This window comes from Mucilaginibacter inviolabilis (genome assembly GCF_011089895.1).
Classification (GTDB): domain Bacteria; phylum Bacteroidota; class Bacteroidia; order Sphingobacteriales; family Sphingobacteriaceae; genus Mucilaginibacter; species Mucilaginibacter inviolabilis.
Genome location: NZ_JAANAT010000001.1, coordinates 1,482,156 through 1,508,696, shown reverse-complemented (window position 1 = coordinate 1,508,696; position 26,541 = coordinate 1,482,156). Strand labels below are relative to the sequence as shown.

Annotated in this window: 28 protein-coding genes; 24 read left to right on the top strand and 4 right to left on the bottom strand. The window is 45.3% G+C overall.

Translation table 11 applies throughout. The annotated features are described in order from the left end of the window. From mgtA to G7092_RS05995, 6 genes are all read left to right on the top strand, one after another. On the top strand, positions 1-2,562 hold the full coding sequence (mgtA, locus tag G7092_RS06020) for a magnesium-translocating P-type ATPase (protein WP_166087200.1): 2,562 nt from the start codon (positions 1-3) through the stop codon (positions 2,560-2,562). Between the two features lie 11 nt (positions 2,563-2,573). Then, positions 2,574-3,293, top strand: coding sequence for an LOG family protein (locus tag G7092_RS06015; RefSeq protein ID WP_166087198.1), 720 nt, complete (start codon positions 2,574-2,576; stop codon positions 3,291-3,293). A 156-nt stretch (positions 3,294-3,449) separates the two neighbouring features. After that, on the top strand, positions 3,450-4,250 hold the full coding sequence (locus G7092_RS06010; protein ID WP_166087196.1) for a sensor histidine kinase: 801 nt from the start codon (positions 3,450-3,452) through the stop codon (positions 4,248-4,250). 143 nt (positions 4,251-4,393) lie between these two features. Next, positions 4,394-5,503, top strand: coding sequence for a sensor histidine kinase (locus tag G7092_RS06005; RefSeq protein WP_166087195.1), 1,110 nt, complete (start codon positions 4,394-4,396; stop codon positions 5,501-5,503). Then, positions 5,500-5,934: a response regulator gene (locus G7092_RS06000; RefSeq protein ID WP_166087193.1), complete on the top strand. Its 435-nt coding sequence runs from the start codon at positions 5,500-5,502 to the stop codon at positions 5,932-5,934. The genes G7092_RS06005 and G7092_RS06000 overlap by 4 nt, the downstream gene beginning before the upstream one ends. A 263-nt stretch (positions 5,935-6,197) precedes the next feature. Next, a complete protein-coding gene (locus G7092_RS05995) occupies positions 6,198-7,574 on the top strand; it encodes a L,D-transpeptidase scaffold domain-containing protein (protein ID WP_166087191.1) in 1,377 nt (458 codons plus the stop codon). A 30-nt stretch (positions 7,575-7,604) separates the two neighbouring features. On the opposite strand, the gene G7092_RS05990 is transcribed toward G7092_RS05995, so the two are convergent. After that, positions 7,605-7,877 carry a hypothetical protein gene (locus G7092_RS05990; RefSeq protein ID WP_166087189.1) on the bottom strand — a complete coding sequence of 91 codons (273 nt, stop codon included), beginning with the start codon at positions 7,875-7,877 and terminating at the stop codon, positions 7,605-7,607. Positions 7,878-8,217: 340 nt separating this feature from the next. On the opposite strand from G7092_RS05990, the gene G7092_RS05985 reads away from it, so the two are divergent. The 6 genes from G7092_RS05985 (at position 8,218) to G7092_RS05960 (ending at position 14,532) form a co-directional block, all read left to right on the top strand. Further along, positions 8,218-8,655 carry a thioredoxin family protein gene (locus G7092_RS05985; RefSeq protein ID WP_166087185.1) on the top strand — a complete coding sequence of 146 codons (438 nt, stop codon included), beginning with the start codon at positions 8,218-8,220 and terminating at the stop codon, positions 8,653-8,655. Then, positions 8,642-9,598 (top strand): FAD:protein FMN transferase, encoded by a 957-nt coding sequence (locus tag G7092_RS05980; protein WP_166087183.1) that lies wholly within the window; start codon positions 8,642-8,644, stop codon positions 9,596-9,598. The genes G7092_RS05985 and G7092_RS05980 overlap by 14 nt, the downstream gene beginning before the upstream one ends. A gap of 3 nt (positions 9,599-9,601) precedes the next feature. After that, complete coding sequence (locus G7092_RS05975) at positions 9,602-9,829, top strand: DUF4266 domain-containing protein (RefSeq protein ID WP_090471276.1); 228 nt, start codon at positions 9,602-9,604, stop codon at positions 9,827-9,829. A 15-nt stretch (positions 9,830-9,844) separates the two neighbouring features. Next, positions 9,845-11,068, top strand: a complete 1,224-nt coding sequence (locus tag G7092_RS05970) for a DUF3570 domain-containing protein (RefSeq protein WP_166087181.1) — start codon at positions 9,845-9,847, stop codon at positions 11,066-11,068. A 96-nt stretch (positions 11,069-11,164) separates the two neighbouring features. Then, the gene (locus G7092_RS05965; RefSeq protein WP_166087179.1) at positions 11,165-11,983 is read left to right on the top strand and encodes a helix-turn-helix domain-containing protein; all 819 of its coding nucleotides are present in this window, start codon (positions 11,165-11,167) and stop codon (positions 11,981-11,983) included. Positions 11,984-12,063: 80 nt separating this feature from the next. Next, the gene (locus G7092_RS05960) at positions 12,064-14,532 is read left to right on the top strand and encodes a TonB-dependent receptor (protein WP_166087177.1); all 2,469 of its coding nucleotides are present in this window, start codon (positions 12,064-12,066) and stop codon (positions 14,530-14,532) included. A gap of 36 nt (positions 14,533-14,568) precedes the next feature. On the opposite strand, the gene G7092_RS05955 is transcribed toward G7092_RS05960, so the two are convergent. After that, positions 14,569-15,243, bottom strand: a complete 675-nt coding sequence (locus G7092_RS05955; protein ID WP_166087175.1) for a cytochrome b/b6 domain-containing protein — start codon at positions 15,241-15,243, stop codon at positions 14,569-14,571. 206 nt (positions 15,244-15,449) lie between these two features. On the opposite strand from G7092_RS05955, the gene G7092_RS05950 reads away from it, so the two are divergent. The 3 genes from G7092_RS05950 to G7092_RS05940 all read left to right on the top strand — a co-directional run bounded on the left by G7092_RS05950 (position 15,450) and on the right by G7092_RS05940 (position 18,283). Further along, positions 15,450-16,124 (top strand): response regulator transcription factor, encoded by a 675-nt coding sequence (locus tag G7092_RS05950; protein WP_166087173.1) that lies wholly within the window; start codon positions 15,450-15,452, stop codon positions 16,122-16,124. After that, positions 16,124-17,374: a sensor histidine kinase gene (locus G7092_RS05945; RefSeq protein WP_166087171.1), complete on the top strand. Its 1,251-nt coding sequence runs from the start codon at positions 16,124-16,126 to the stop codon at positions 17,372-17,374. Before G7092_RS05950 ends, G7092_RS05945 begins: the two co-directional genes overlap by 1 nt. Before the next feature lie 150 nt (positions 17,375-17,524). After that, a complete protein-coding gene (locus G7092_RS05940) occupies positions 17,525-18,283 on the top strand; it encodes a hypothetical protein (RefSeq protein WP_166087169.1) in 759 nt (252 codons plus the stop codon). Positions 18,284-18,519: 236 nt separating this feature from the next. Here the strand turns inward: G7092_RS05940 and G7092_RS05935 are convergent, their stop codons facing one another. Together G7092_RS05935 and G7092_RS05930 are read right to left on the bottom strand one after the other, a co-directional pair. Next, positions 18,520-18,762 (bottom strand): hypothetical protein, encoded by a 243-nt coding sequence (locus G7092_RS05935; protein WP_166087167.1) that lies wholly within the window; start codon positions 18,760-18,762, stop codon positions 18,520-18,522. 180 nt (positions 18,763-18,942) lie between these two features. Then, positions 18,943-20,046, bottom strand: a complete 1,104-nt coding sequence (locus G7092_RS05930) for a S1/P1 nuclease (protein ID WP_166087165.1) — start codon at positions 20,044-20,046, stop codon at positions 18,943-18,945. A gap of 656 nt (positions 20,047-20,702) precedes the next feature. Between G7092_RS05930 and G7092_RS05925 the strand changes: the two genes are divergently transcribed. From G7092_RS05925 to G7092_RS05885, 9 genes are all read left to right on the top strand, one after another. Continuing rightward, on the top strand, positions 20,703-21,098 hold the full coding sequence (locus tag G7092_RS05925; protein WP_166087163.1) for a single-stranded DNA-binding protein: 396 nt from the start codon (positions 20,703-20,705) through the stop codon (positions 21,096-21,098). Positions 21,099-21,136: 38 nt separating this feature from the next. Continuing rightward, positions 21,137-22,207 carry a DUF932 domain-containing protein gene (locus G7092_RS05920; protein WP_166087161.1) on the top strand — a complete coding sequence of 357 codons (1,071 nt, stop codon included), beginning with the start codon at positions 21,137-21,139 and terminating at the stop codon, positions 22,205-22,207. Between the two features lie 49 nt (positions 22,208-22,256). Then, the gene (locus G7092_RS05915) at positions 22,257-22,634 is read left to right on the top strand and encodes a hypothetical protein (RefSeq protein ID WP_166087159.1); all 378 of its coding nucleotides are present in this window, start codon (positions 22,257-22,259) and stop codon (positions 22,632-22,634) included. Between the two features lie 117 nt (positions 22,635-22,751). Beyond that, on the top strand, positions 22,752-23,318 hold the full coding sequence (locus tag G7092_RS05910; RefSeq protein WP_166087157.1) for a PRTRC system protein E: 567 nt from the start codon (positions 22,752-22,754) through the stop codon (positions 23,316-23,318). A gap of 18 nt (positions 23,319-23,336) precedes the next feature. Then, positions 23,337-23,552 carry a PRTRC system protein C gene (locus G7092_RS05905; protein WP_166087155.1) on the top strand — a complete coding sequence of 72 codons (216 nt, stop codon included), beginning with the start codon at positions 23,337-23,339 and terminating at the stop codon, positions 23,550-23,552. Between the two features lie 55 nt (positions 23,553-23,607). Then, positions 23,608-24,690 (top strand): hypothetical protein, encoded by a 1,083-nt coding sequence (locus tag G7092_RS05900; RefSeq protein WP_166087153.1) that lies wholly within the window; start codon positions 23,608-23,610, stop codon positions 24,688-24,690. Beyond that, positions 24,687-25,403, top strand: coding sequence for a PRTRC system protein B (locus G7092_RS05895; RefSeq protein ID WP_166087151.1), 717 nt, complete (start codon positions 24,687-24,689; stop codon positions 25,401-25,403). The genes G7092_RS05900 and G7092_RS05895 overlap by 4 nt, the downstream gene beginning before the upstream one ends. Further along, the gene (locus tag G7092_RS05890; protein WP_166087148.1) at positions 25,400-26,203 is read left to right on the top strand and encodes a PRTRC system ThiF family protein; all 804 of its coding nucleotides are present in this window, start codon (positions 25,400-25,402) and stop codon (positions 26,201-26,203) included. Before G7092_RS05895 ends, G7092_RS05890 begins: the two co-directional genes overlap by 4 nt. 11 nt (positions 26,204-26,214) lie before the next feature. Further along, a complete protein-coding gene (locus tag G7092_RS05885) occupies positions 26,215-26,397 on the top strand; it encodes a hypothetical protein (RefSeq protein ID WP_166087146.1) in 183 nt (60 codons plus the stop codon). Positions 26,398-26,541: the final 144 nt, after the last annotated feature.

Here is a 26,541-nt window from a genome sequence, read left to right as displayed (position 1 = left end):
ATGGAAAGCACCACTGATTCCGAAATAAAATTCTGGCAGCTGGATATGGAAACCGCCTGTCGCCGGTTGTCCGCTGAGCCCAAAGGTTTATCTGATCTGGAAGCCGCTGCCAGGATGCGGCAGTATGGCCCCAACACGATCAGGAACCATCCCAAAACATCGGTTCTCCTGTTGTTCCTGGCACAGTTTAAAAGCCCGGTCACCCTGTTGCTGATCGCCGCGGCTTTACTTTCCGCGGGCCTGGGGGATGTAGCGGATACGGTAATCATCCTGGCCATCGTCCTGATCAGCGGTTTTTTGGGTTTCTGGCAGGAAAAAGGAGCAGCAGATGCGGTTAAAGAACTGCTGAAACTGGTCACTTTGCATTGTGATGTGCAGCGGGAAGGGCTTCTTAAAGCCATCCCGGTGGAGGAAGTTGTCCCTGGTGATATCGTCAGTTTAACCGCCGGGGATTTTATTCCGGGTGACAGTTTACTGCTGGAGTCGCAGGAGTTATTTGTCGATGAAGCGGCTTTTACTGGCGAAACCTTTCCCGTTGAAAAACACAGCGGAGCGGTGGCCGCGAGCGCACCCATGGCCAAACGGAGCAATGCGTTGTTTATGGGATCCCATGTGATCAGCGGCAGGGCTAAAGCCTTGGTCATCCAGACAGGTGCCCGGACGGAATTCGGTAAAATATCAGCGGAATTAATGAGCCGGATACCGGAAACTGATTTTGAAAAGGGTATCAGGAAATTCGGCTATATGTTAATGGAAATAACCTTGCTGCTCGTGATCATCATATTCGCCGCGAATGTCCTGCTGCATAAACCGGTACTGGACTCTTTTCTGTTTTCCCTGGCGCTGGCGGTTGGCTTGACACCCCAGTTATTGCCCGCCATCATCAGTGTGAATTTAGCCGCGGGAGCCAGGAGAATGGCCGGTCATCAGGTGATCGTCAAACGGCTGTCTTCGATCGAGAATTTTGGGAGCATGAATATCTTATGTACCGATAAGACCGGAACGATCACCGAAGGCAAGGTCACGCTTGGGGAGAGCCTCGATTGCCATGGCGCGCACAGCGAAAAGGTATTGCAATATGCCTGGCTAAACGCGGTCATGCAACAGGGTTTTCATAATCCCATTGATGAGGCCATCTGTGCCGCGCATGCGGAAACGGCAAACGATTATCACCTGCTGGCAGAGATCCCGTATGATTTCATCCGGAAAAGACTGACGGTACAGGTTAAAAATGATACCGGTAATATGGCGGTGACGAAGGGGGCCCTACAGTGCATTTTGGCGCTATGCAGCCAGGCGGAGACCGCTGAGGGGAAATGTGTGGGCATCCGCGAAATGGAGACGGTACTCCATGAACAGTATACCAAATTGAGTGAAGCCGGTTTCAGGACCCTGGGCCTGGCTTACAAACCCATGGACAATGGGCATATCATCACCCGGGAAGAGGAGTGTGATATGATCTTTTTAGGCTTTATTACCTTATTCGACCCGCCGAAAGCCGGGATTTACGACACGATTAAAAACCTGAACGGGCTCGGGGTCCGGTTGAAAATGATTACCGGCGATAACGCCCTGGTTGCGAAAAGCCTCGCACTGCGCATTGGTATCGGGCAGCCCCGGCTTCTCTCCGGACCGGCGATACAAAAAATGAGCAATGCGGCACTGGCCCACCAGGCGCCCCTGACAGACATATTTGCGGAAGTGGAGCCAAATCAGAAAGAACGGATCATCATGGTCTTAAAGAAAGCCGGGCACGTAGTCGGTTTTATGGGGGATGGCATCAATGACGCACCGGCTTTGCACGCGGCAGACGTGGGGATTTCTGTGAATACCGCGGTGGATGTAGCCAAAGAGGCGGCTGATATTGTACTGCTCAGCCAGGATCTTAATGTCTTGCTCGAAGGGATCCTGGAGGGGCGAAAAACCTTTGCCAATACCATGAAGTATATTTTTATGGCCACCAGCGCGAATTTCGGGAATATGTTCAGCATGGCTGGCGCTTCCCTGTTTTTGCCTTTTTTGCCGCTATTGCCCAAGCAGGTACTCCTCACCAACCTATTGACGGATTTTCCCGAAATGGCGATCGCAACGGACCGGGTGGACGATATCAATATCCGTACGCCGCAACGCTGGGATATGCGGTTTATCCGCCGTTTCATGGTCATATTTGGTTTGCTAAGCTCGGTTTATGATTACCTCACCTTTGGCGTTTTGTTATTGGTTATTCATGCCAATGAGAAAGTATTTCAAACAGGTTGGTTCACGGAATCCGTGATCTCGGCGATCCTGATCGTGCTGATCGTCCGTACCCGCCTTCCTTTTTTTAAAAGCCTGCCGGGAAAATACCTTTTTATGGCAACGATCATGATCTTGTTGACGGTATTGGCCCTGCCTTTAACCCCCTTCGCGGCCTGGTTTGGTTTTGTCCGGTTGTCCATTGGCTTTTATGGCTGGATGTTATTGATCATTACCTGCTATATGTTCAGCGCTGAACTCGCTAAATATGGGTTCTACCGGGGGACAGAGCGCCTTTTGAAAAAGCGCCGCTTAAACTTATTTTAATTTTTTTTGTGATGAATCAAACTGAGATCCGTTTCCTGCAAGGACCACATTCGCGCCTGCAGGAGTTGAAGTTTACCTTACAAACCATGATTGACCTGATCCATGGTTTGCGGGCTTTACATTTTATTGGCCCCTGTATTACCGTATTTGGTTCCGCAAGGTTCAAAGAGGATCACCCGTATTATGAGCTGGCGAGGCGTGCGGGTGCGGCATTTGCCGGTTTAGGTTTTACTATTTTAACCGGCGGTGGGCCCGGCTTAATGGAGGCCGCCAACAGGGGCGCAAAAGATGTGGGTGGCCGCTCCGTTGGTTGTAATATACAGCTGCCCGTGGAGCAGCTGCCGAACGCCTACCTGGATAAATGGGTGTATATGAAGCATTTTTTCCTGCGCAAAGTATTGCTCGTAAAATATTCCTTTGCTTTTGTGGTGATGCCCGGGGGATACGGGACACTGGACGAGTTCTTTGAGGCCCTGACGCTGATCCAGACCCATAAGATACATAATTTCCCGGTCATCATTTTTGGAAAAACGTATCACCGGGAATTGCTTGAGCATATCGCTGCAATGAAAAAAGACGCGACTATCGGCGATGCAGATACCCTCCTTTACCTGGTTACTGATGATATCGAAGAAGCCGTAAACCTGATCCGTGAAAAAAGTATCCGGCAGTACGGATTGAAACCTAAACGCCGGCAGAAACCACGCAAATGGCTGTTTGAGCGTGATTGATAACCTCTGGCGGAAATCGTTGCCCGGTTGATGATTCCTTTACGACCGGGATCTTTTGGAACCGGCACGCATCATTCGCATCCCCATATGGAGAATATTTTAAAAATGACAGACCTTACGAACATGCTCCCTAAACCCAACATATCACAGATGATTATGAAAAAAAGTAACCGCCCCTTGAAACGCAATACGCGGTCGCTGCCGGAGGTAAATGAAGAACTGGAGATTTTATTAGCCCGGGAAAAGGAGGTTAGCCGCCTGAAGGGCGAGATGGTTTCTATAGCTTCCCATGAATTCCGAACGCCTTTAAGCAGCATCCAGTTATCCGCCTCCACGATCGAACATTATTTTGACCGGCTTGACCGGGCCAGGATCTTTCAGCACCTGAAGAAGATCAACATAGCCGTACAGCAAATGACATCCATACTCGATGACGTCCTCTCACTGGAAAAGATAGAGTCCGGCAAAATTTCCCTGAGTATGAAATGTTTTGACCTGCCTTCCCTGGGCCGGGATATCCTGGAGGACATGCAGGCCATGACCAAAGGGGGGCAGCAATTGCTTTACCGTCACCATGGGGAGGATACGGAGGTTTATCTGGATCAGCATCTGGTCCGGCATTGTTTTTCCAACCTGATCTCCAATGCGATCAAATATTCGCCCGAGGGCGGGGTTATTGAACTGATCACGGCTATAACCGGGCAGTTGGTGGAGGTCCAGGTAAGAGATCAGGGTATCGGAATTCCGGAAAAAGAACAGCACCGCTTGTTTGAAACGTTTTTCAGGGCGGCGAATGCGAAAGATATTCAGGGGACGGGTCTGGGTCTGAGTATTGTGAAACGATATGTAGAACTCATGCGTGGTGATCTCAGTTTCAGCAGCAGGGAAAATGAAGGGACTGTGTTTATGCTGAGATTTCCGCGGCTGTCGGCTGACCCGGATCATTTCATGGAGTGATCTTTATCATAATTAATGCGCTCATGGCATAGGATATTTGTATATATATCCTATTGATTGTGCAAATGCCGGGTATTTTAACGGTACATTTAAGTTCTGCTAAAATACTTGAAATCAGGATAAAACTGGTAAAAATCGACCTCATGGAACCCCATATTAAACAATTGCAGTTATTAAAATTAGTAGAGGAAATTGAGGGGTATGCTATTTTAGTTTTGGACAGGAAGGGAAATGTTGAGACCTGGAATAAGGGCGCCGAAAAAATCAAGGGCTACAAGGCGGAAGAGATCATTGGTCAGCATATCCGAATTTTTTATACAGCTGTCGATCTCCTGATCGGTCTGCCAGAAAAGCTCCTTGCCGAAGCAAGTTTGAAGGGGACCGTTTATAATGAAAGCTGGCGGGTAAGGAAGGATAATACAACCTTCTGGGGCTCCGTCACCATTACCGCGCTGCATGACGATGAGGGTAACATAACCGGCTTCGCCAAAATAACGCGCGACCTGACCGAGAGAATGCTTTCCGAAACGACAATCCGCCGACATGCTGAGAACCTGGAAATCAAAAATAAGGAGATCGAACAATTCGTCTATATCGCTTCCCATGATCTTCAGGAACCTTTATTCACCGTCAATAGCTTTGTCGAATTCTTTCAGACCGAATACCAGCATTTGTTTGATGAAAATGCTAAAGCCTATTTGAATTTTATTGTCCAGGCAACTGACCGGATGAAAAACCTCATCAAGAACCTGTTGGATTACTCCCATTTGGGCGCCGAAAAAATCTTGGCGAACATCGACTGTAACCAGCTTCTGAATACCCTGACGGCCGATCTGGCCAGCCAGATTAAAAATTCAGGAGCGAAAGTAGTATATAAAGATCTGCCGGTCATCAAAGGTTATCCGACAGAATTGGGCCAGTTATTCCAGAACCTGATCAGCAATGCCATCAAATTCAGGGACAAAAAAGAAATTCCGGAAATTGAGATATCAGCGGTAAAGGAACCGGCTTGCTGGCGCTTTACCATAAAAGATAATGGCATCGGTGTAGACCCCAGGTTCCAGGAAAAGATCTTTTTGATCTTTCAACGGTTGCACGGCCGCAACGAATACGAAGGTAATGGCATCGGCCTGGCCCATTGTAAGAAAATAGTCGAGTTACACGGGGGCAAAATTTCCGTGGAGCCGAATAAGGACAAAGGAAGTTCCTTTGTCTTTACCATTCCGTTTAAACCTTATTTGATTACAGCATGAAAAGATATGAGGGCCTGGAAGGTATCCTGTTGATTGATGATGATCTTCCGACTAATTTTATACATAAAAAAGTGATTGAAAGGGCTGCGGTGGATACCGCTGTAAAATCGATCACTAATGTACAGGAAGCTTTGGACTTTATTACCCATTCCGGTATTTATGAGCACACAGCCGAAATCCCAAGGCCGGGCCTGATCTTCCTGGACATCAATATGCCTGGTTTAGACGGATGGGATTTTATGGAGGCTTATAACAGACTGGACCTGCGTTTTAAAGCGAGGTTGGTCATCATTATGCTGTCGACCTCGCTTAATCCGGAAGACAAATCAATGGCCCTGATCGATAAGGAGGTCGTAACTTTCCTGAACAAACCGCTGAGGCCTGAAATGGTAACCGCCCTGTTAGATCATTATTTTAAGGAAATTGTGTAAGAAAGTGGTTTTTTTAGCCTGAATTGGGGATTCGTATAACAGGAAAGCGCCGGTAATTACCGGCGCTTTCCTGTTTAAAGTCCCTGGTCAACAGATGTGCCGATGATCAAAAAATAAGGTGCGTTCCGTCATTATTTAAGAAGCCTTCTGCGTCGACCTTTATGTCATAATTCAATGTTATGAAAACCAGATCCAGCCAATATTTATTATCCCTTGGGATAATGATGTTAAGTGTATTCAATTTACAAAATTGTCAGGCCCAGATGAGAATTGTGCAAAAGGGCGATGTCCCGGCGGCTGATACCGGGTTGAACCGCGAGATCGAAAAGCAGGTACAGGGCGGGCGCCTGGATGTACAGCTGTATTATCCAAAATCCGTACAGCGCTTTTACCGGCAAAACGGTTTTAAACCCGCCTGGATCAAACCGCAAAGCGGGACAGGGCCAGCCTGGCAAACCATGCTGATGCTGGATTGTGTGCTGCAGTTCGGGCTTTCACATGCGGATTATCACCCGCAGGAATTACAGTACAGCCGTTTGCACGATATATTGGATACCCCCGGGAAGGTAAGACCGGATATACAGGCTCGTTTTGATATCATGCTTACGGATGCGGCGATCACGTTCATGAACCACCTGCATTACGGCAAACTGAACCCTGAGCTCCCCGCAAGCCGGATCGATAAAGGGGGAAGTATCGAATTTGAAGCCGCTGCCTATTTAAGCGGGGCGCTGCAGGAAAAAGATGTTATGGCCGCTATGGCCAATGTCCAGCCCAAAGCAAAAGAATACAGGGCTATGCAATACCAGATGCACCTGATGGAAGGGCTTTACCAGGGGGACTGTTATGAAATACCGGAAGAGAAGGTAAGAAAGGTCGCCATTAATATGGAACGTTTACGCTGGGCCAATACCGGGGATAGTGTTTATGTACAGGTCAATATACCGTCTTACAGCTTAAAATTAAATTTGCCTGATTCCACTTATCAGTTTAAGGTTATCGTAGGCAAACCGGAAAATCCTACACCTACCTTGTTAAGTAAAATCGCTTACTTCACTACGGCTCCGGAATGGAGGATCCCCGCCAAAATATTCAGACAGGAAGTGCTGCCTAAGGCGCTTGCCGATAAGGTATATCTTGAAAATAGTCACTTCGCGATCTATGACCAAAAGGGGAATTATGTAGAACCGCTTAAAGCCAATCTGGCAAATGTCAAACGCAACCCGGATCTGTATGTTGCCAGGCAATCCGCCGGATGCGACAATGCGCTGGGCTTGCTTGTTTTCCGGTTCCCGAATGTGTATGACATATACCTCCATGATACACCCGAACAAGCGCTTTTTAAAAAAGAAGAAAGGGCGCTGAGTCATGGCTGTATCCGGGTGGAGCAGGCGGAGAAGCTGGCCGCCCTTTTATTGAAAAATGATGGCTCAGCGGCAAAGATCGCGGTCTTACATAACGGCATGGTCAAATACATCAGGCAGGATATTCATTTAAGAAAACCGGTTACCATCAAAGTCACTTACCTGACTTGTGAGGTAAAAGAAGGGGAGTACATCACTTACAACGATATTTATAACCTGGATAAAAGCCTGGAAATGGCATTGTATGGTGTGGATCAGCCTTTGAGTATGCGATAATGAAATTGATTATGGGATGATAAGATAAGACTAAGCTTTAGGAGTGATCCGGTAAAAATGCTTATTATAGCGCTGAGATATTTTTTCAACCAAACCAGCTTCCACTAACTTTTTCAGCCTGGTATTAAATGAACTGATGCTCATGTTGCTCCCTTGACCCCTCATCCCAAACCAAAGTGTTTCCGCGTCTTTTGCCTCGTTAACACTCTTTATATATTCAAGTATTTGAATATTTATACGGTCCTGGTTTTCCCGTTGTTTGGTAATTCGTGATTTAGAAGATCTGTATTGAGGGTTGATCATCGTATGTTAAGCTCTATGTTCTACGATTATTTGATGAAATAATCAGGTCTCTCGCCAATTTAGTTTACAAATTTGGAGGAAATCTGAAGTTGTGTCTCGCCAATATGTTTCATTTTCAATTCCAAATCAACTAAAGATCATTCCTTGCCTGATTTTGGCCAGTAAGTCATGTTTTATAATCTAAATGACGGATGAATTTTGTTAAAGTCCGTTAAATGAGGCCATTTTCATGCCAACTACAGAATCTCCTGATATTATTGTTCCTGAAGTGATATAGAGGCTTCCAGCGTATCAAACTACTTGAACATCGCTGAGGGGTCTCTCTTAAAAACAGATAAAAATGAAACTATTAACTGTCTTTCTTTTCCTATTTACAAGCAATCTCCCTAAATGGCTTGGCGATTTTAACAAAGCTCAAATTGAAGCGGCAGCAGCACATAAACTAATCCTCGTGAATTTCTCCGGATCCGATTGGTGTGGCCCATGCATAAGGTTGAGGAAGGAAATCCTGGAATCAGAAAAATTCAATGATTTTGCCTCAGATCACCTGGTTTTAGTACGTGCCGATTTTCCCCGGCAAAAGAAAAATCAACTGAGCAAAGAGCAGGTAAAGCTGAACGAAATCCTGGCCGACAAATATAACCCCGATGGTAAGTTCCCTTTTACATTGTTGGTTGATGAGCGTGGTAAGGTATTAAAAGAATGGGATGGATTTCCTGATGAAACCGTGGATCAGTTTATTAATCAAATCAAACCTTTTGCAAATGCCAGTCATTGAAACGATAGAAAAGGCACAAACCGTGCATAAGCGAATCCTGAAGCTAATGGGAAACAGGTTCGAGATCAGCGTGGTTAGCGATGATGTGGATTGGGCAGATAGCCGTATTGATATGGCTGTCGCCGAGATCAGCCGGATTGAAAAATTGCTAACTACTTTCAGTGATGATAGTCAGACCAACCAGATCAATGCAGCCGCAGGTATCGAACCAGTAAGAGTAGATCTCGAAGTCTACCAGTTGATAGAGCGTTCCCTTAAAATATCAGAGTTGACCCAGGGTGCATTCGATATCACGTACGGTTCGATAGATAAAAGTCTCTGGAACTTCGACGTCAACATGAAAGCATTGCCAGATGCTGAAACCGCGCGCCGATCCGTTGGACTGATTAATTACAGGAATGTCATTCTTGATCCTGCTAACGTAACAGTTTTCCTAAAAGAAAAAGGTATGCGCATTGGTTTTGGGGGTATCGGAAAAGGTTATGCAGCTGATCGCGCTAAAATTATTTTGCAACAAAATGGTGTAGTCAGCGGGATCGTGAATGCAGCTGGAGATTTAATCACCTGGGGTACACAACCCAACGGCCATACCTGGACGATAGCTATTGCCGACCCCGATAAGGAAATGACACCCTTTTCTACACTTAATATCAGCAATATGGCCATTGCTACATCCGGTAACTACGAGAAATACGCCATTATCAACGGTAAAAAATATTCCCATACCATTGATCCTAAAACCGGACTGCCGGTAAGTGGCATCAAAAGCGTGAGTATCATTTGTCCCAGCGCCGAGTTTGCTGATGCCATGGCCACGCCTGTAACAGTTATGGGTATCCACGTGGGGCTCGATCTGGTAAACCAACTACAACAACTCGCCTGCGTCATTATTGATGACGAGAACCGGCTTTACACCTCCAGAAATATTAACGTCAAAAATTAGCACATGAAAAAGTTACCCCTCATTAAATTATTGCTGGTTGGTAGTATACCGGCTCTTGGATTAAGTTCCTGCTCATCAGTAAAAGCGTATCAAAAGAACAGGTTAAACGACGCGGAAATGGAGTTATCTGCTCGTAAATCGCAGAAGTTTGAGCAAAGTTTTCAACTGTATCGTGAAGGCGGTTCGGGGGCTAATGGCGGAAAAAGCGGCGGCGGCTGTGGATGTAACTAAAGGCTGGTTGCTGATATGAGAAAAATATACCTGTGTGTTGCCGCCCTATATTTAGGGATAGTTGCTTCACATGCGCAAACCAAAACATTACCTGTTAAAGATACCAGTAACTATGAAGCCCGCAAACTTAAAATTGAAGAGATCAATATCATTTCGGCTTACTATCACCAGGATGGCAATAATTCCGCGGTTACCGGCGGTATTGGTACAGAAAAACTGACTGACTTTGCCAATACCTTTGATCTGCAATTATCAAAATATGGTGCCAGCGGTAAAAAGCACACTTTTACATTTGAACTGGGTGTGGATCATTATACTTCGGCATCTTCTGACAAGATTGACCCGAACAGTATCTCCTCCGCCTCCAGGCAGGATACCCGTGTATACCCATCTTTGAACTGGACGGTTTCAAACGACAAAACCGGTAATGCTTTCGGGCTGACGGGATCTTATTCGCATGAGTTCGATTATCAGTCTTTCGGCGGTGGAATAAATCTTACAAGGGTGTCTAAAGATAAGAATACCCAGTTTGATTTTAAGGGCATGGTTTTCCTGGATACCTGGAAAGTGATATTACCGGTTGAGCTGCGACCGCCGGGCTATGGTTCAGGATCAGATCGTGAAGATAAAGGACCGGTCGATCATAGTCCGCGCAATTCATTCAGTACTTCGTTCTCCCTGTCACAGGTGCTGACATCGCGGCTGCAGGCCTTACTGATCATTGAACCATCTTATCAGCATGGCTTGCTGGCCACCAAATACCAGCGTGATTATTTTACCGATGGATCTGAACGGGTAGAAAATCTGCCGGGCAGCCGGTACAAGCTCCCTATAGCGGTGCGGTTTAATTACTTCCTGGATGATCATTTTGTGATCAGGACATTTTACCGGTATTATATGGATAACTGGGGCATCCGTGCACACACCGCAGAAGTGGAAATACCAATTAAGCTGACTTCATTTGTATCGGTGAGCCCTTATTACCGGTATAATACCCAGCAAGGCACGCGCTATTTCGCTCCTTACGGACAACATAAGCCTACGGATACCTATTACACCAGTGATTATGATCTTTCTACCTTACACAGCAATTTTGTTGGGGCCAATATCAGGCTATCACCTCCAACGGGGGTGTTTGGCTGGCAGCATTTCAATTCATTGGAGATCAGGGCCGGCCACTATATGCGCTCTACCGGCCTGAATTCGAATATTGTAACCCTGGCCATGAAGTTCAAATAGTATATTCGCTATGAACACCACATAACAAGTTAAGAAACCATCAGAGTAATCATCATTGGTAGGTCTGATGGTTTAATAAACTAACTTAGCATAAATATGAATGCCATTCCTGTTAAATCAAAAATAGCATCAGATCAGGTTTTAAAAATCAGTCCGTTTAAGGAGGTGATCAAACCGACGGTGCCTCATAAACACGCGGACTATTTTGAACTGATCGTTTTAAGTCAGGGCGCGGGTTTTCATACTATTGATGACTACACATTTGACGTTACTCCGCCGGATATTTATTTTTTAAAGCCGGGGCAAACACATTGCTGGGATTTTTCAAGGATACCCAAAGGTTTTGTGATCCTGTTCAGAGAAGAATTATTAAATAGCGAAGGCTTAGAGGTGGTCTATCAGTTACCTGCCCATATTAGCCTGGCAGACGGCGGGATTCTTTTTGAATTAGTGAAACGGTTTTACCAGGATTATCAATCCAATACCTCACTAACCATATTGAAGACCTATTTGCAACTGATCCTGTTAAAAATCCTGGAACAGTCAGGTGCTTTTATCCAAAGGGATGTAACTTTTAACGCTGTTTACTATCAATTTAAAAGCCTGGTCAATGAAAACTATCAGCGGATAAAAAAGATACAGGATTATGCCGATCTGTTAAAAATGCCAGCGTCGCGCCTAAATTTAATCTGTAGGAACGCTTCAGGCAAAACCCCCTCCATGTTATTAAATGAGCGCATCCTGTTAGAATCCAAAACGCTGTTATCCAACACTCCGCTATCTATTAAAGAAATTGCGGCCACCCTTGACTTTTCCGATACCTCACACTTTGTTAAATTTTTCAAGATTAACACCAACTTAACGCCTGGCCTATATCGTGAATTGGCATTCGCATCAGCCAAAAAGAGTGTTTAATTATACCGCAAATGGTAGGATTTATACCGTGACCAGCATACTGTAAATTCTATTTTTACAATTGCAATCTGTATGCTATCATGAAAATATGTTTACCTCTTGGCTGTCTTATTTTTATCTTTTCTTATATAAGTTCATCCGCCCAAAATGCTAATATTAAAGGTAAGGTAACGGATGCCAAAAGCAAATCTTCGGTAGAATATGCGAGTGTTACTTTATTCAAATCCGCCGACTCCACACTGGTTTCCGGACAAGTCACCGGCACCAATGGAGAGTTCCATTTTACAAAAATACCGAGAGGCAACTACCGTATAAAAATTATCTTCATCGGTTATGAAACCAGATTTATCAAAGGAATTACTATAGAGGATGGCCAGCAATTAGATTTAGGCCAGGTTCCGATAAGTCCTTCGGGTAAGATGCTTAATGAGGTTGCTATTTCAGGTCAAAAAATAACAGCATTAAATAAAATTGATAAGCAAAGCTATAAAGCGGGGCAGTTTGAATCAGCCAAAGGCGGCTCAGCTATTGATGTATTAAAAAATCTGCCATCGGTGACTGTCAATTCTGAAGGCGACATTAGCGTACGGGGATCGGCGGGGTTTATGGTATTGATCAACGGCAAACCCGTTCTGGTCGATGCCCAAACCGTACTAACGCAATTACCAGCCAATGCCATTGATAACATAGAACTGATTACCGCTCCATCTGCCAAATATGATCCGGACGGCCGGGGCGGCATCATCAATATCGTTACAAAAAAGGGTACCGCCGATGGTCTAACCCTGACGGCCAATGCGCAGGGCGGGCTGCCCAGTACCACCGACTATGGTAACCTGGAAAAGCCGAAACGATTTGGAGGCGACGCTACCATTAATTACAGAAAAAATAAGTGGGATATTTCGATAGGGGGCAATTATACCCGGAATGATAATGAGGGCTACAGGGAAGGCTATGTTTATACTAAAAACTTCAGCAATAACACGATCACCCGTTTTCCATCTAACGGGGAAAGAAGTTTTGACAGATATAGTTATGCAGGAAGAGCATCTATAAGTTATACTGCCGACCTAAACAATGTGATTTCAGTAGGACTTTATAGTGGCAAAAGATACCAGGCGCGTCTGGCCGACTTGCTATATAACAATACCACCTCAAACCTAAACACCAATGCCCTTATCAAAAGCACAACCTATTATAACTCAAACCTGCAAACAAAGGAGGGTGCCTTTAATTTGGGTAATGTTGACTATACACACACCTTTACCGATAAGTCGACCCTGACGGCGGGCTTGCTTTATGAACATGATAACCTGTATGGGGCAACCCAAAACCGTAATTTAAGGTACCCAAATACGGCAGATACCATACAATATGTGAACAACCCCTACAAAAGACCAATAAGCGCTTACCGGTTGAAACTGGATTACAGTGTGAACATTGGCAAGGGAAAACTGGAGAGCGGTTACCAATTCAGGCATGATATCCAGGACGGCATCTTTGATTATTTTGTAACACCGGCTACTTCTCAACCTGATCTGGACAAGTTTAGCGGGAGTATTCATGCCCAAAATAATATCAATTCGTTTTACAGCCAATACTCCGGTAAAATACAAAAGCTTGAATACGTAGGCGGTTTGCGTTATGAGTATGCTGCGCGTATGGTTAACCTGTCATATGATCCTAGCCCGCATATCTTGAACCTGTCTAATTTATTTCCTTCGGCCAGTTTGCTGTATCATATCAATGAGGGCTGGAACCTGAAAGCAGCTTACAGCCGACGGGTACAGCGCAACAGCAACCTGGAGTTAAATCCCATACCCGAGCGTGAGCACTCTGAAACACTGGAACAGGGTGATCCTGATCTGCTGCCGGAATTTATTGACCTTGCAGAATTGGGGATGAACCGAAGTTTTACCAAAGGATCCTTTTTTACCACCTTGTATTATCAGCATATTAAAAACCCCATACAACGGCTTAACAGTGTATATGCTGATACCATCCTGAACCGTGTATATACCAATGCCGGAAGTGCCAGGTTATTCGGGCTGGAAGCGGGGATGAATTTATCACCTTTTAAATGGTGGAGTATTTATTTGGGCGGCAACCTGTATAATTACAAAATTCACGGGAACATCGCTATTTTAAATGAGCCTTTTATCATCTCCAATACCAAATGGGCTTATTCGGTTAATGGTAATACCAGCTTTCAGCTCAGCGAAACAGTTAGTCTGCAAGCCAACGTGAACTATCTTTCTAAAAGACCCACAGCCCAGGGAGAAGATGGACAGTTTTTTGTGCCGAATACCGCCGTGAAAAAAACATTCATGAAAGGACGCTTATCTGCCTCACTGCTTTGGCAAAACATGAACATGGGAATATTGGGCGCCAACAAGCAACGTATTACGACTGCCGGTTCTAATTTTTATACAACCACAAATTATATCTCTGAAACGGACGTACTCCTGATCAATCTTAGTTTTAACTTAAACAGGTTTACCAGTAAATTGAAATTACCAACCAGCGAAACAGGCGATAAAGAGTTTTAATAAAGAAAAGTTTGTATCGTAACAGGCTGATATAAATTATGCCTCACCTCCGCCATTGATCATATCAGAAACAATTCCCTTATTATCCTTACGTTCTGCTAAAAAAACACCGGTAAGATGAACAAAGATAAAAGCAAGAATCAGGTACATACAAAAGCCATGCACTTCTTTAACGCTGTGTCTGATAGATTTGAAGGGTGCTAATAGATCTTCAAACGCCAAAAATAAACCTGTCACGGCCATAACCAGGAGCAAAATATAAAACAAAGCATAAATAGCTTTTACAGTAAGCTCATGTTTAACCAGCTCTCTGTTCTTTTTTGTGGTTTGAAATTGCCGGTAAGCGCTTTTCATTTTACGGATGAACTTTTGATCGGCCAGTTGAAAAAACTCAAGAGCTAAGCGAAATAAAAGCAGACCAACTAATATATACCCAAAATAGATGTGTATTTTCCAGACGCTATCGCCAAGCGCGTGTGCAACTGAACCAGCCTGCTCATCGCTAACCGTGGCACCGGCATTCTTTAATTCAGCTTTGACTAAAGCAGATACAGGCCTTTCATTGATAATGGTCGAATTGATCAATACTGTAAGTAGTGAACCGCTGATGACGATGGTATTTGCCCAATGCCATAGACGCAGTGAGGTCGAATATTTTTTAATACGCCCATGATGCAGGACATCTTTACGAACAGGTATTATAATTGTCATAGTGGTCTTAATTAGTAATGGCTTCTAAGGTTATTTTGATGTTAATCAGATTTGATCCGTTGATCATGATCAATTGTTTGTAAATTACTGAATGAATATGAAGTAAATCTGTAGTTGCATTATGGTTAGCTTATTAATAAATTGACAGGACGCATATACTTCAGGTTCTCTTCAATTTTGGGTTTTACATTTGAATAAAAGCAACTTTGAAAATCCTGGTAATAGAAGACGAGCAAAGTTTACGTGAGAATATCACAAACTATTTGAATGTAGATGGCAATATCTGCGAGAGCTGTAGCGCGCTAAATCCGGCCCTGCAGAAACTATCAGACTATGATTATGATTGTGTTTTGCTGGATATCGGGCTGCCTGACGGAGAAGGGTTCGGTGTACTGCAATACCTTCGGAGCAACCAGAAGAACGAAGGGGTATTAATAATATCTGCCAGAAACTCCCTGGAGGATAAATTAAAGGGACTGGATGTTGGAGCTGACGACTACCTGACCAAACCCTTTCATTTAGCAGAGCTCAAGGCCCGCCTGATGGCAGTTTATCGCCGAAAGGCTTTAAATACCAACAATAAGTTAATATTTAATGAGATTGCCATCGATGTACAGGGCCGGACGGTTGAGGTTAACGAAACCGCTATCGTCCTCACCAGGAAGGAGTATGACATGTTATTGTATTTTATTGCTAATAAAGGAAAAGTTATCTCTAAAAATGCTATTGCTGAACACTTATGGGGCGATGAGATGGATATGCATGATAACTTTGATTTTATTTATACACATGTCAAAAATCTGCGCAGGAAGTTATTGGATGCAGGTGGTAAGGACTATTTAACTTCTATTTATGGGATTGGTTATAAATTTGTAGGTTAATGAAATTATCGGCACATTATACCAGGACGAGTATTTATATTACCTTGACCGTCTTACTGGCCGGGGCCGTCATCTATTATTTTGCTATTAATTACATTGCCCAGCAACAATTGGATCAGGGACTTCAGCAGCAATTGATAGAAGCAGAGGAGTATGTGAGGAGCAGCAACCTGAATCCGCAACAATATGACCTCGACCGAGACCATGCCGTATTTACCAGAACCAATGAGCAGAAATTGCAGAAACGTTTTTTTGATACTACATATTTTAACCCAAAAGAGCAGAGGAAAGAAGCAGGACGTGCCGTTGAAGACCTGGTCGAATTAAAAGATACGAATTACAAAGTTGTTATCACCATTTCCAGAGCGGGGCAAAAATATCTCATAGAAGTTATTACCATCATTACATTGGTGCTGCTTGCTGGCCTGTTATTGGTGTTATTTATCATCAATAAGTATATGCTCAATGGGCTTTGGAAGCCATTTCAGTTGACTTTGAAAGAGATCAAGCAGTTCAATATCGCAGATGTTGACCAGTTTAAAGGAAAACCAAGTAAGGTGGATGAATTTGCTGAACTCAACGAGGCTATTAGAGAAATGTCGTTAAGGGTAACCTATGATTACCTGAACCTAAAGCAATTTACGGAGAATGCCTCCCACGAAATGATGACGCCTTTGGCTGTAGTGACCACAAAGTTGGATACGTTAATCCAGGACGAAACCTTAAGTGCCGGGCAATTGGAGCAGATCACGGACATTTACAGCTCAATCAATAAATCCAGCCGACTTAATCAATCGTTATTATTGCTGGCCAAACTGGAGAATAAATTGATTACCGATAACGAGTCAATTAATCTGGAGACTGTGCTGCCTGAAAAAATGCTGCAATTTCAGGAGCTGATGCAAACTAAAGACCTTTCGTTTGAGCATAACTTACAACCAAAACAGGTGCTAGCCAGTAAATATCTGATCGATATCTTACTAAATAACCTCTTTAGTAATGCGATCAGGCATAATAACTCTGGCGGAGTAATTATTATTGAATTGAACGGAGAACAATTATCCATTAAGAATACCGGGGCAAATCATTCATTAAATGAGGATTTGATCTTCGAACGTTTTCAAAAAGGGAAAGAATCGCAGGGTACCGGTCTTGGATTAACGCTGGTTAAAAATATCTGTCAGCATTATGGTTATGATATTCACTACACCTATGATTCAGGGCAGCACACTTTTATCCTCAAGTTCTAAGAAAGCGTAGATAATTCAAGATTAAAAGTCCTTGTTTTGTCACTTTTTTTATACAATTAAGATCTACCATCCAACTACAATTTTGCTTCAGATTGCAAGGATAGTTTTAGGACGAATGTGATTTTACATGCGTTTTAAAGCTGAATACTAATGAAATATCTATGCTTGCTAATCCTTATGTTTTCTATCCTGAAACTTAAAGCACAGGACAATTATGAGATCCAGGTTTATGGTTCTGAAACAGTTGAAAAGGGTAGAACAATGCTGGAGCTGCACAGTAACTTTACCCTAAATGGCAGTAAAACTATCACTAATGGTGAGCTTCCTACAAATCATGCAGAACATGAAACCATTGAGATAACTCATGGCTGGACTACCTGGTTCGAAACCGGTTTCTATTTTTTTAATTCGATAGGCGATGCCGGTCGTACGGCCTATGTAGGTTCTCATATTAGGCCAAGGGTTGCGGCACCGCAGAGCTGGAACTGGCCAGTGGGTGTGAGTATTTCAACCGAATTCGGGTTTCAGAAAAGTGAATTTTCAGCAAATACAAGCACATTGGAGATAAGACCTATCGTAGATAAAAAGTGGAATAAATTATATATTTCCATTAACCCAACACTGGAGAAAAGCTTCAAAGGCCCGGATGAAAACCGGGGATTTACCTTTTCGCCTAATGTTAAAGGAAGTTATGATATAACTAAAGTTGTTGCGCTTGGATTGGAATATTACGGGAGTACCGGCCCATTTTTTCACTATGACGCTTTAAAACAGCAGGACCATCAGTTATTTGCTGCAACAGATTTGAATTTTGACCCTAGGTGGGAATTTAATGGTGGTGTGGGCTACGGTTTTACACAAAACGCAGATAAGGCCATCATTAAAATTATCGTGGGAAGGAGATTTTAAGAGCAATGTTTATAGTTCATGCCAGTTTAGTCATGAGATAATGGGCTTTTAATCTCATTTGTGATTTTAAAATAAGAGATACATCGCTGTGGTTAGATTTTGTGAGGCTATAGATTATTGTTGGACTACCCGGTTGTATATTTTTCTTTTACTAATGTTATATTCTGACTCGCCTTCAGATTTAATACCTTGCATTGTGCCGTGTTTGTTAACAATATTAACCTGAATACAGCAGGCTATTTAACTTCTCCCAATTTAAGTATAGCATCGTTAAAGGTACTTTCCAGCGACCGGTAAATGGGTGGGCATACGGGCATGTCTGTTATATAAAATGTGCCCTGCTCATTGACCTGCATATGAAATCGCTGTTTTTTTCCTTCATGAAGCACATACACCTGGAAAAGCTGCAGCTTCACCCTGTTCATGCTGATAAATTCAAATTCTGCGTCGTTAAAATCAATCTTAAAGTTGGTGGTCATGCGGCGAAATTAATAAAAGCTTCGTTTGGATGGAATGATCATTCAAATACCTGTACCTGGAGATCAAGCCTTCAGGACGGCCTGGTGCCGCTGCCTGTCTTTAACTTCTTCAAAGCTATCCCGACAGGCGTTGATATGCCTGTCGGGATAGCTGAAAGGCCCTGGAGGGTTGATACTGTTTTATTTATCGAACTGCAGCTGTGTGCTGTCGGTAACGACAATTTCGGGTTTGCCCTTGAACGTGATCACTGTTCCTTGTACGCTGATGGTCTGGTCTTTGACTTTATCTGTCAGGGCTTTGGCGCCCTGTTTCAGCACAACGGTAAGCAATTGATTGGGATAAGCAGCTCCCAGGTTAACGAGCGTCATGCTGCCGATGTCTTTGCTGCTATATACTTTGCCTCTTACCTTCACGGCCTTACCAACATAGTCATTGATCTCTTCGAGTTTGACTTCGTTAGCCTGCGGGTTCGCAGGGGCGGATACTGCCTGAAAGGGAGCCGTCTTGACCGGATTGTCGTTCAAAAGCCTGTTCAGCTCTCCTGCCAAACGGATGCCTGCCTGCTCAATCCGCAGGTGGACCGTTGGGATGTATTTTTGATAATAGCTGTCGTCCACGCGTTGTCCCGGTTTGATATCGGCATAAAGCTCTGTGCTGATCCGGTAGCTTTCCCAAAGCCATTCCATTGGGCTGTCCGCCTGCCATTTTTTGATCTGGGCAGCGTTTGCCCAGTCATATTTGACAGCGATCTCCGCCTCGCTCAGGCCTTCGTGATCGATCAGCTTGCTGTCCCAGAGGCTGTGGAGATTGCTGCCCTGCCCGTCAAATTGCAATTGTATGGTATTCCCGCCTTTATCTTCCTTCCGGCTGACGTGCATCGGCTGGTGGGCATCGCCCACCAGGTGGATCAGGTATTTCAGCGCTTCGTTCTTTTGCTCCGGGCTTGAGGCCTGATCTTTTAATATCGCTTCTTCTTTGAGGATAGCGGAATATATATTATCGCTTCCCTGTTTGCTGACCGCGTCTGTGAATTGTTCATGGCTTAATCCTAAAGGCAGGTTCAGGTAATGCCAGGGTGCCGTGGTCTTATCTTTGTTCTCATCCGCCCAGGTACTGACCTCCGGCATTTTTACGCCTTTCAGGTAGATGTTCACTGCTTTCGCGGTATTAGCGGTTAAATGCTTTTCTGCAATGGTCGCGATGGCCCGGTGCCCCTTAAATCCCCAGGATACAAGGGCCAGTGTCATAGCCAGAGCGATCCCCGGCACAATAATCTTTCTCATGCCGCTAACATAGCTAATAGCGGATAAAAAGGCAATGGGAAAATATAAACACTGCTTTAGGAGGGTGGTGCTTAGGGTAATATGATTTGCTTACGTGGGAATATTTTTGGAGGGGGGGATCACATTTCCAGGTGCCTGGGCGTCTTTGGTTGCACTATGGTCTGAACGTGTTATTCCGGAACGTCTGCATCCTTGTTTTTCGTCCGTTGCCTCCGGCCCGGGCTTTCCGCTGTATCTGCTTCGCAGGATGCCGCTGCTATCCCATAACGGGGCCATCCCCACCTGTAAAAATTGAACCGGGCCCTTCGGGTGCCCCGTCCGGCAACGGTAGCCGGGTTGGCAGTTCAATTTTTACAGCTTCCCGGAAAAGAAAGAAAACTCCGGATCCCACGCGCTTTTTTTCAGTGGCCTTTTTTTGTTAATTATATTTCATTTGACCTTTGCTTGAGGCAAATTTACCCCTCTTCGGCAGTCAAGACCATGCGGGTGCCGCTTAAAAAAATCTCCACACCTGCGCTACGCTTCGGGTAGTATTTTTTTGCGTCAGTCTTGCCCTGCCCGCCCCACGCGCAAGTTTTTTGCCTCTATCAAAGGCCAATTGAGGCGTATGCCGAAATGGACCCGAGAGCGAAAAACTCATTTTTAAATTAAAAATTATGCTATTCACGGGAAGGTTAACCGCAAATGCTAAAGTCAATGCGGTTAAAGGGGACAAACAGGTAATCAATTTTACCGTAGCCATTAATCAAAGATGGAAAAACAAAGCGGGCGAAAAAAAGGAAAAGACCGCATTCGTTGATTGCGCCTACTGGCGCAACTCCGGCGTAGCCGAATACCTCGCCAAAGGCACAGTGGTGGAAATTTCGGGATGGATGGAAGCGCAAGCCTACGAAAGCCAAAAGGATGGTTTAAAGGCAGGGTTAACCTGCACCTGCGATACGATTAAACTGTTTTCATCAGCTGCCAAAGCGGAGCCCGCAGCAGATGCCAAAGGAAAGAAAGCAGCAGGCGCAGGCAAGGGGACAGGGGCTGACGACGACCTGCCATTTTAATTCACACGATCCATTCATTTCAAACAAAATACCAAATCATGGGACATAATTTGAATTATAACGCTGCAACCAATGAATACAGCTTTTTTAGCGTGAACGAACGGGCATGGCATGGCCTTGGTAAAACCGTTGACCAGTACCCCACAAGCGCAGAAGCCATCAAACATGCTGGACTGGATTATACTGTTGAAAAAAGGCCTTTATTTACGTATGACACTGAAAACCATCAGGGCGACCCTGACAGGGATTTACTGATCCCGGAAATAGAAGTGCCGAATTACTTCGCCACCATCCGCACAGACACGGAACAGGTCTTGGGCGTAGTGGGCAAGGACTATGAGATCGTACAGAATGTTAACGCATTCGGGTTCTTTGATGCCATCGTTGGCGGGGGAGATGGGGTTTTATACGAAACGGCGGGGGCTTTGGGAAAGGGCGAACGCATTTTTATTACCGCCAAACTACCCGGTTATATCCGTGTCGGTAAGGACGATTTTATAGACAAATACTTGTTCCTGACGACTTCGCACGATGGCTTTGGCAGTATCACCGCCGCCTTTACGCCTGTCAGGATCGTATGTAACAACACCCTTAACGCTGCCATGCGCAACCATACCGGGGCGATTAAGATACGGCACACCGCATCGGCGAACGACCGTCTCAATGAAGCGCACAAACTCATGGGGATCAGTAATACTTTGGCGGATGAATTACAGGAGGTTTTTAACCGTTGGTCGAAAGTGCGTATCACCGATAAGGAACTGAAGAAACTGATACAGGTCGCTATGGTTCCGAACAGGGAGGTATTGAATAACCTTTTGGCTGGCAGGGAAGATGAACTTTCGGGTACTTATACCAATATGGTGGACCGGGTATTTGAATATGCCATGAGCAGCCCGACACAGCAAATGGAAACCACCGCAGGGACTTTGTTTGGCGCGTACAATTCTGTTACCGGCTACTTTCAGAATATCCGCAATTACAAAGACGATGAAGCCAAATTCAAATCCATCATCGAGGGTACGGGTAAGCAACGTGCGCAGGTCGCCTTCGACCTCTGCCGGGATTTCGGGCAGCATCTGAATACCCAATTCTTAAACTTTAATTAACCTGTTCAAGGGGGAGCAATCCCCCGCTTTTATCCTTTTTTTAATCACTATGCAAACTTTAGATAAATTGAACAATGTACAGAAAGCAAAGCTCTTACATGCTTTGCTTATTGCCGAGATACCCGGGTTCTTAGTCTATACGCAGCAGCTGTCCGCCTATATCAGGGATAACCCTGACCAAGTCCGCAAGGTTTGGAAAAACCAGTTGTTCGGGCTGGATTTTTGGTTTCAGCTGTCCGAAGATACCGACCGTAAAATAAGGAAGTATGGGAAACAACTGGAAAAGAGCAGCAATCTTTTTGCCGACCAGCTATTCGACGGTTATGGCGCTTTATTCCTGCACCATTGCCTGACGACCTACACAGGGCAGGGCAAACACACCGATCCCAAGTTTAAGACCGCTGTCGACCTTTTTTTTAATCCTTAACCTTTTATTAATTCAGTAAATGAGTGTGTTATAATAGATAACCGAAAGGTAAACTTTAAGTATATCAGGCAGGACAAGCAGCCTGAAACAGGGTAATATTCATCAAAATTAAAAGACATGACCACTAACTTTTTTCAAAATATAGCAAGCCTCAACGTTCCAGGAATCTGGAAAATAGGCATCACCACCGACGAACAGGGCAATATCAAGATCATGGGTTTATTCAATATCCATAACAACGGCACACAGGCCGCCAAAGTCGTCCCGCCATTTATTTTGGGCGGTACGCCCGAAGAGATGGACAACACCTTTTTTGATACGATAGCCAATCCCGTAAAGGAAACCGCAGGCATTTTTCATAACATGGAGGATTACCGCAAAGGACTGGACAAGGCGAAGAACCTCTCCAAAGCCTCTGGTGGCGAGAATGCCGCCAAAACAACGGCATCTGCGGTTGACAAGGCAGCCGATCAGGAAATACCTGTTCCCAAAACGGAAAAGAAAAAGGCCTATGAAATCGCCATGAAAGCCATTGCCGAACTGAATGCGGACTGTAGGTACGAGGAGGCGATCCTACTGATCCCCGCTGTGGAGGAATATCCCGAAAAGGCGACGGAACTCAAAAACCTGCGGACTGACCTCAACCGCAAAAAGGAGCAACTGGCTCAAATCAAACTCTTGTAAAATTTAAAAAGACACGATATGTTCAGCGACTTATTACCACGGGTTTTTATCCATGAGGAAAACGGGCAGGAGATCACCTTAACTGACCCTGATCATAACCTCAGCCCCAAAGAGGTGTGCGATTTCTACAGCACCCTCTACGCCATTCTGACCACCGCCAAGATCGTCGGGCCGGAATTTAAGAACGATAAAGCGGAATACCGCTTTATCACCACTTTAGGAACAAAAGGATAACCATGAAAACCAATACCCCGGCGGGCTTCATCTGCCCGCCTCAATCAAAACGTATATGCAAACTCTATCAGCAATTGGGGACATTCGCCCAAAATCTCGACCGGCTGCCCGATGCGCAGGAGGTCTTCAAAGACAAAGCCCGGTCTGCACCACTCCACCAGGTGCCGATGGTTTTCTGAACCATAGCTTTCTGCCTCCCTGTCATGTAACCGGGAAGCTGCCCCCGCAGGCGGAAACGGAGCAGGGCTTTTATGAATCGGCAAGATTGCTTTGCGACCTGCACGGGCTAAAGCCCGTGGATACAACGCATATGCCGTATCCTTATAATATCCTGCTGTGCTACCGGGATATCAGCCGGAAATTGAACAGGCAGCCCGAAGAAACGGAACTCCTGATCACCCGGGCAAAAGGGGACAGGCGGGTGGTTTTGGTCACCCAACAGGCCTATGAGTTTGGCGGGGCGCTATTTTATATCCCCGTGATCCCCCTTTACCGCTTTTTGCGGGTCAGGGAAAATAAAGTCTGTGGCAATTTACTCCTTGCTGTCATGTGTTACCTCTACAGGGAGGCCGGGATTCCCTATTACCGGGACGAAGGCAGTTACCTGTTTGACGAATACGAAATGAACAAGGAGTTCTTTCTCGAATCTTTTAAGGACGAACCCGGGGAATACGGGGAGGATTTGTCGGACATCATCTGCAATGAAATTTGCGGGGATATTATGCACCGTAAATTTTATAACAGCTATCATTTGGAACACTTTGCAGAAAACATCGAAAGCTTTAGTCCGCGAAATGAAATCGACGAGGAATGCCTGGCTGTCGCCAAAGATGCCCTGCAATTATCCATTGACTTCCCCCATAACCACGTTTTCCAAAACATCGATTCTTCCTTTGATCAGGACGAGGTCGCCACACCCGAGGCTTTTGTGTCCTTTACCGGGGATAGCCGGGGATGGGTATTTGATGCTGTTCAACGGCAGATCAACGACTATTTAGGGAACTTTGCGGAAATCGCCGTTCCCAAATCGCTACAGGTGTTTGACGGCACGGCTTCCGGAATCAAAGACCTGAAATTTGAATACCGCCTTTTTGAACTCATCGAAAACCTTTGTCATATTTTATACGACCTGCTATGAGCAAAGATATCACCCAACAATTCGGGCATTTATACGAACCGTTTAAAGCCCTCCTGATCTGCCGGAATCCTGTAAAAAGGGATATTTATGTACAGTCCTTTGATTTTGATGTTGCCGGAAAACCCATCAACGCCCATCCTTTGTCCCTGCAGGAAAGCATGGCCCTTGCCCGGGCTTTGGATACCTCCGAGGATTTGCAGACGGGCTTTTTAGACCCCGTCGGTCTGCTGCCCAAAAATGTACTGTACATCAACCGGGGGCGCAATGCTTTTGCCCTGTGGCAAACGCCCGCCCAAAAGGTGAGGCTCTTGTTTAAAGACAGCCTGCCTATTCCCAACGGGGAGGCCCATATCCCGCCCATGATCTGGAAAGCGCAGCGGGGGACGCTACAGGTGTATGCCTTATATGCCGATGTGTCTGCTGAATTGAATACCGCTTTATACAAAGCCCCTTATTTTAATATATATGAAGATGGCCGGGTTTGCCTCGGAACAGTCAGCATCCAAATCCCTAAAGATTGCGGCCTCGAGGAATTTATCCGCCTCTGGGAAACTTACTTCTTTAACAGCTTTTTCAGTCATACGCTTGGCGGGGGAAGCCCCGTAAAGGGCAATATCGTCCAGCTATGGCAAAGCCTCGTGGATACCGCTGAGCCTTTTCCCGCTGACAAATTGATCCCCACCAAATTAACGCTTAAAAACCTGATCAAATGAAATCTTTACCCGCTATCCATTTTACCGATGATGCGCTGCTGAATCCAACGAATCCCATAACCGTCAACCTCATCGGGGCGGGGGGAACGGGTCACCGTGTGCTCGCAGAACTCGTCCGTATGCATGTTTCCCTGATCGCCCTCGGCAAGCCCGGCTTACAGGTCAATCTCTTTGATGATGACGTCATCACCGGGGCGAACCTCGGGCGGCAGCTTTTTGCGCCGGCTGAAATTGGTCATTTTAAGTCGGTTATCCTCATTAACCGTATCAATCGCTTTAACGGTACGAACTGGAAAGCGGTTCCTGAACGTTACAGCTCCAAAACGCTGCACCTGCTGCCCGCCCTCGGGAAGGCCAACATCTTTATTACCTGCGTGGATACCGTGAGCGCCCGGTTTGATATCGCCGCCGCTCTCCGAAAGGTGTGTAACCATTGCCGGAATGACCGGGCAAAGCCTTTTTACTGGATGGATTTCGGCAACAGCCGTTTTACCGGGCAGTTGCTCTTAGCGACCCTTACGGAGATCAGGCAGCCGGAATCGGAACGTTTCAGGACGGTTGCAGCCCTGCCTAAAGTGACGGATGAGTTCAAAGCGCTTTTAGAGGCTGTGGATGATGACGACGAACCGAGCTGCTCACAGGCGGAAGCACTCCGGAAGCAGGACTTGTATATCAATACCGCTTTGGCGGTGTTTGGTGCGGAACTGCTATGGCAGCTGCTGAGCGATGGCATGATAGCCCATCGTGGCCTGTTCCTGGATATCAAAAATTTTAAAACTGCTGCCTTGAAAGTGGACTGAACTTAATTGCTATGAAAATAATTGATTTGCATGGTAAGGAAATTACTGTAACTGACCTAAATCTTGCAATCTTACAGGCGGATGACTACCGCCATTACCGGCACACCGACCCCACATTCAGCCTGCTGGATGAGGAATTAAGGGCTTATTGGGAGGATGTCTACCAAAAGCTGATGTTGTTGAGGGAGGGCTGAAAATCGCGCCAAACCGCCACTTGCTCCTTACATCCGCAACAGGCGGTTTGGCCATTTGGCATACCTGACTTGCCACCAATCAGCACGGCGCGCCTCCCTGATTGATGGCAATACAGACATCAGTAAATCACGGATAGGAGCCTC

Bases quoted from the DNA above. Each gene is read 5' to 3' on its own strand.
- mgtA (WP_166087200.1), top strand. From the start codon at position 1: ATGGAAAGCACCACTGATTCCGAAATAAAATTCTGGCAGCTGGATATG.
- G7092_RS06015 (WP_166087198.1), top strand. From the start codon at position 2,574: ATGAATCAAACTGAGATCCGTTTCCTGCAAGGACCACATTCGCGCCTG.
- G7092_RS06010 (WP_166087196.1), top strand. From the start codon at position 3,450: ATGAAAAAAAGTAACCGCCCCTTGAAACGCAATACGCGGTCGCTGCCG.
- G7092_RS06005 (WP_166087195.1), top strand. From the start codon at position 4,394: ATGGAACCCCATATTAAACAATTGCAGTTATTAAAATTAGTAGAGGAA.
- G7092_RS06000 (WP_166087193.1), top strand. From the start codon at position 5,500: ATGAAAAGATATGAGGGCCTGGAAGGTATCCTGTTGATTGATGATGAT.
- G7092_RS05995 (WP_166087191.1), top strand. From the start codon at position 6,198: ATGAGAATTGTGCAAAAGGGCGATGTCCCGGCGGCTGATACCGGGTTG.
- G7092_RS05990 (WP_166087189.1), bottom strand. From the start codon at position 7,877: ATGATCAACCCTCAATACAGATCTTCTAAATCACGAATTACCAAACAA.
- G7092_RS05985 (WP_166087185.1), top strand. From the start codon at position 8,218: ATGAAACTATTAACTGTCTTTCTTTTCCTATTTACAAGCAATCTCCCT.
- G7092_RS05980 (WP_166087183.1), top strand. From the start codon at position 8,642: ATGCCAGTCATTGAAACGATAGAAAAGGCACAAACCGTGCATAAGCGA.
- G7092_RS05975 (WP_090471276.1), top strand. From the start codon at position 9,602: ATGAAAAAGTTACCCCTCATTAAATTATTGCTGGTTGGTAGTATACCG.
- G7092_RS05970 (WP_166087181.1), top strand. From the start codon at position 9,845: ATGAGAAAAATATACCTGTGTGTTGCCGCCCTATATTTAGGGATAGTT.
- G7092_RS05965 (WP_166087179.1), top strand. From the start codon at position 11,165: ATGAATGCCATTCCTGTTAAATCAAAAATAGCATCAGATCAGGTTTTA.
- G7092_RS05960 (WP_166087177.1), top strand. From the start codon at position 12,064: ATGAAAATATGTTTACCTCTTGGCTGTCTTATTTTTATCTTTTCTTAT.
- G7092_RS05955 (WP_166087175.1), bottom strand. From the start codon at position 15,243: ATGACAATTATAATACCTGTTCGTAAAGATGTCCTGCATCATGGGCGT.
- G7092_RS05945 (WP_166087171.1), top strand. From the start codon at position 16,124: ATGAAATTATCGGCACATTATACCAGGACGAGTATTTATATTACCTTG.
- G7092_RS05940 (WP_166087169.1), top strand. From the start codon at position 17,525: ATGAAATATCTATGCTTGCTAATCCTTATGTTTTCTATCCTGAAACTT.
- G7092_RS05935 (WP_166087167.1), bottom strand. From the start codon at position 18,762: ATGACCACCAACTTTAAGATTGATTTTAACGACGCAGAATTTGAATTT.
- G7092_RS05930 (WP_166087165.1), bottom strand. From the start codon at position 20,046: ATGAGAAAGATTATTGTGCCGGGGATCGCTCTGGCTATGACACTGGCC.
- G7092_RS05925 (WP_166087163.1), top strand. From the start codon at position 20,703: ATGCTATTCACGGGAAGGTTAACCGCAAATGCTAAAGTCAATGCGGTT.
- G7092_RS05920 (WP_166087161.1), top strand. From the start codon at position 21,137: ATGGGACATAATTTGAATTATAACGCTGCAACCAATGAATACAGCTTT.
- G7092_RS05915 (WP_166087159.1), top strand. From the start codon at position 22,257: ATGCAAACTTTAGATAAATTGAACAATGTACAGAAAGCAAAGCTCTTA.
- G7092_RS05910 (WP_166087157.1), top strand. From the start codon at position 22,752: ATGACCACTAACTTTTTTCAAAATATAGCAAGCCTCAACGTTCCAGGA.
- G7092_RS05905 (WP_166087155.1), top strand. From the start codon at position 23,337: ATGTTCAGCGACTTATTACCACGGGTTTTTATCCATGAGGAAAACGGG.
- G7092_RS05900 (WP_166087153.1), top strand. From the start codon at position 23,608: ATGCAAACTCTATCAGCAATTGGGGACATTCGCCCAAAATCTCGACCG.
- G7092_RS05895 (WP_166087151.1), top strand. From the start codon at position 24,687: ATGAGCAAAGATATCACCCAACAATTCGGGCATTTATACGAACCGTTT.
- G7092_RS05890 (WP_166087148.1), top strand. From the start codon at position 25,400: ATGAAATCTTTACCCGCTATCCATTTTACCGATGATGCGCTGCTGAAT.
- G7092_RS05885 (WP_166087146.1), top strand. From the start codon at position 26,215: ATGAAAATAATTGATTTGCATGGTAAGGAAATTACTGTAACTGACCTA.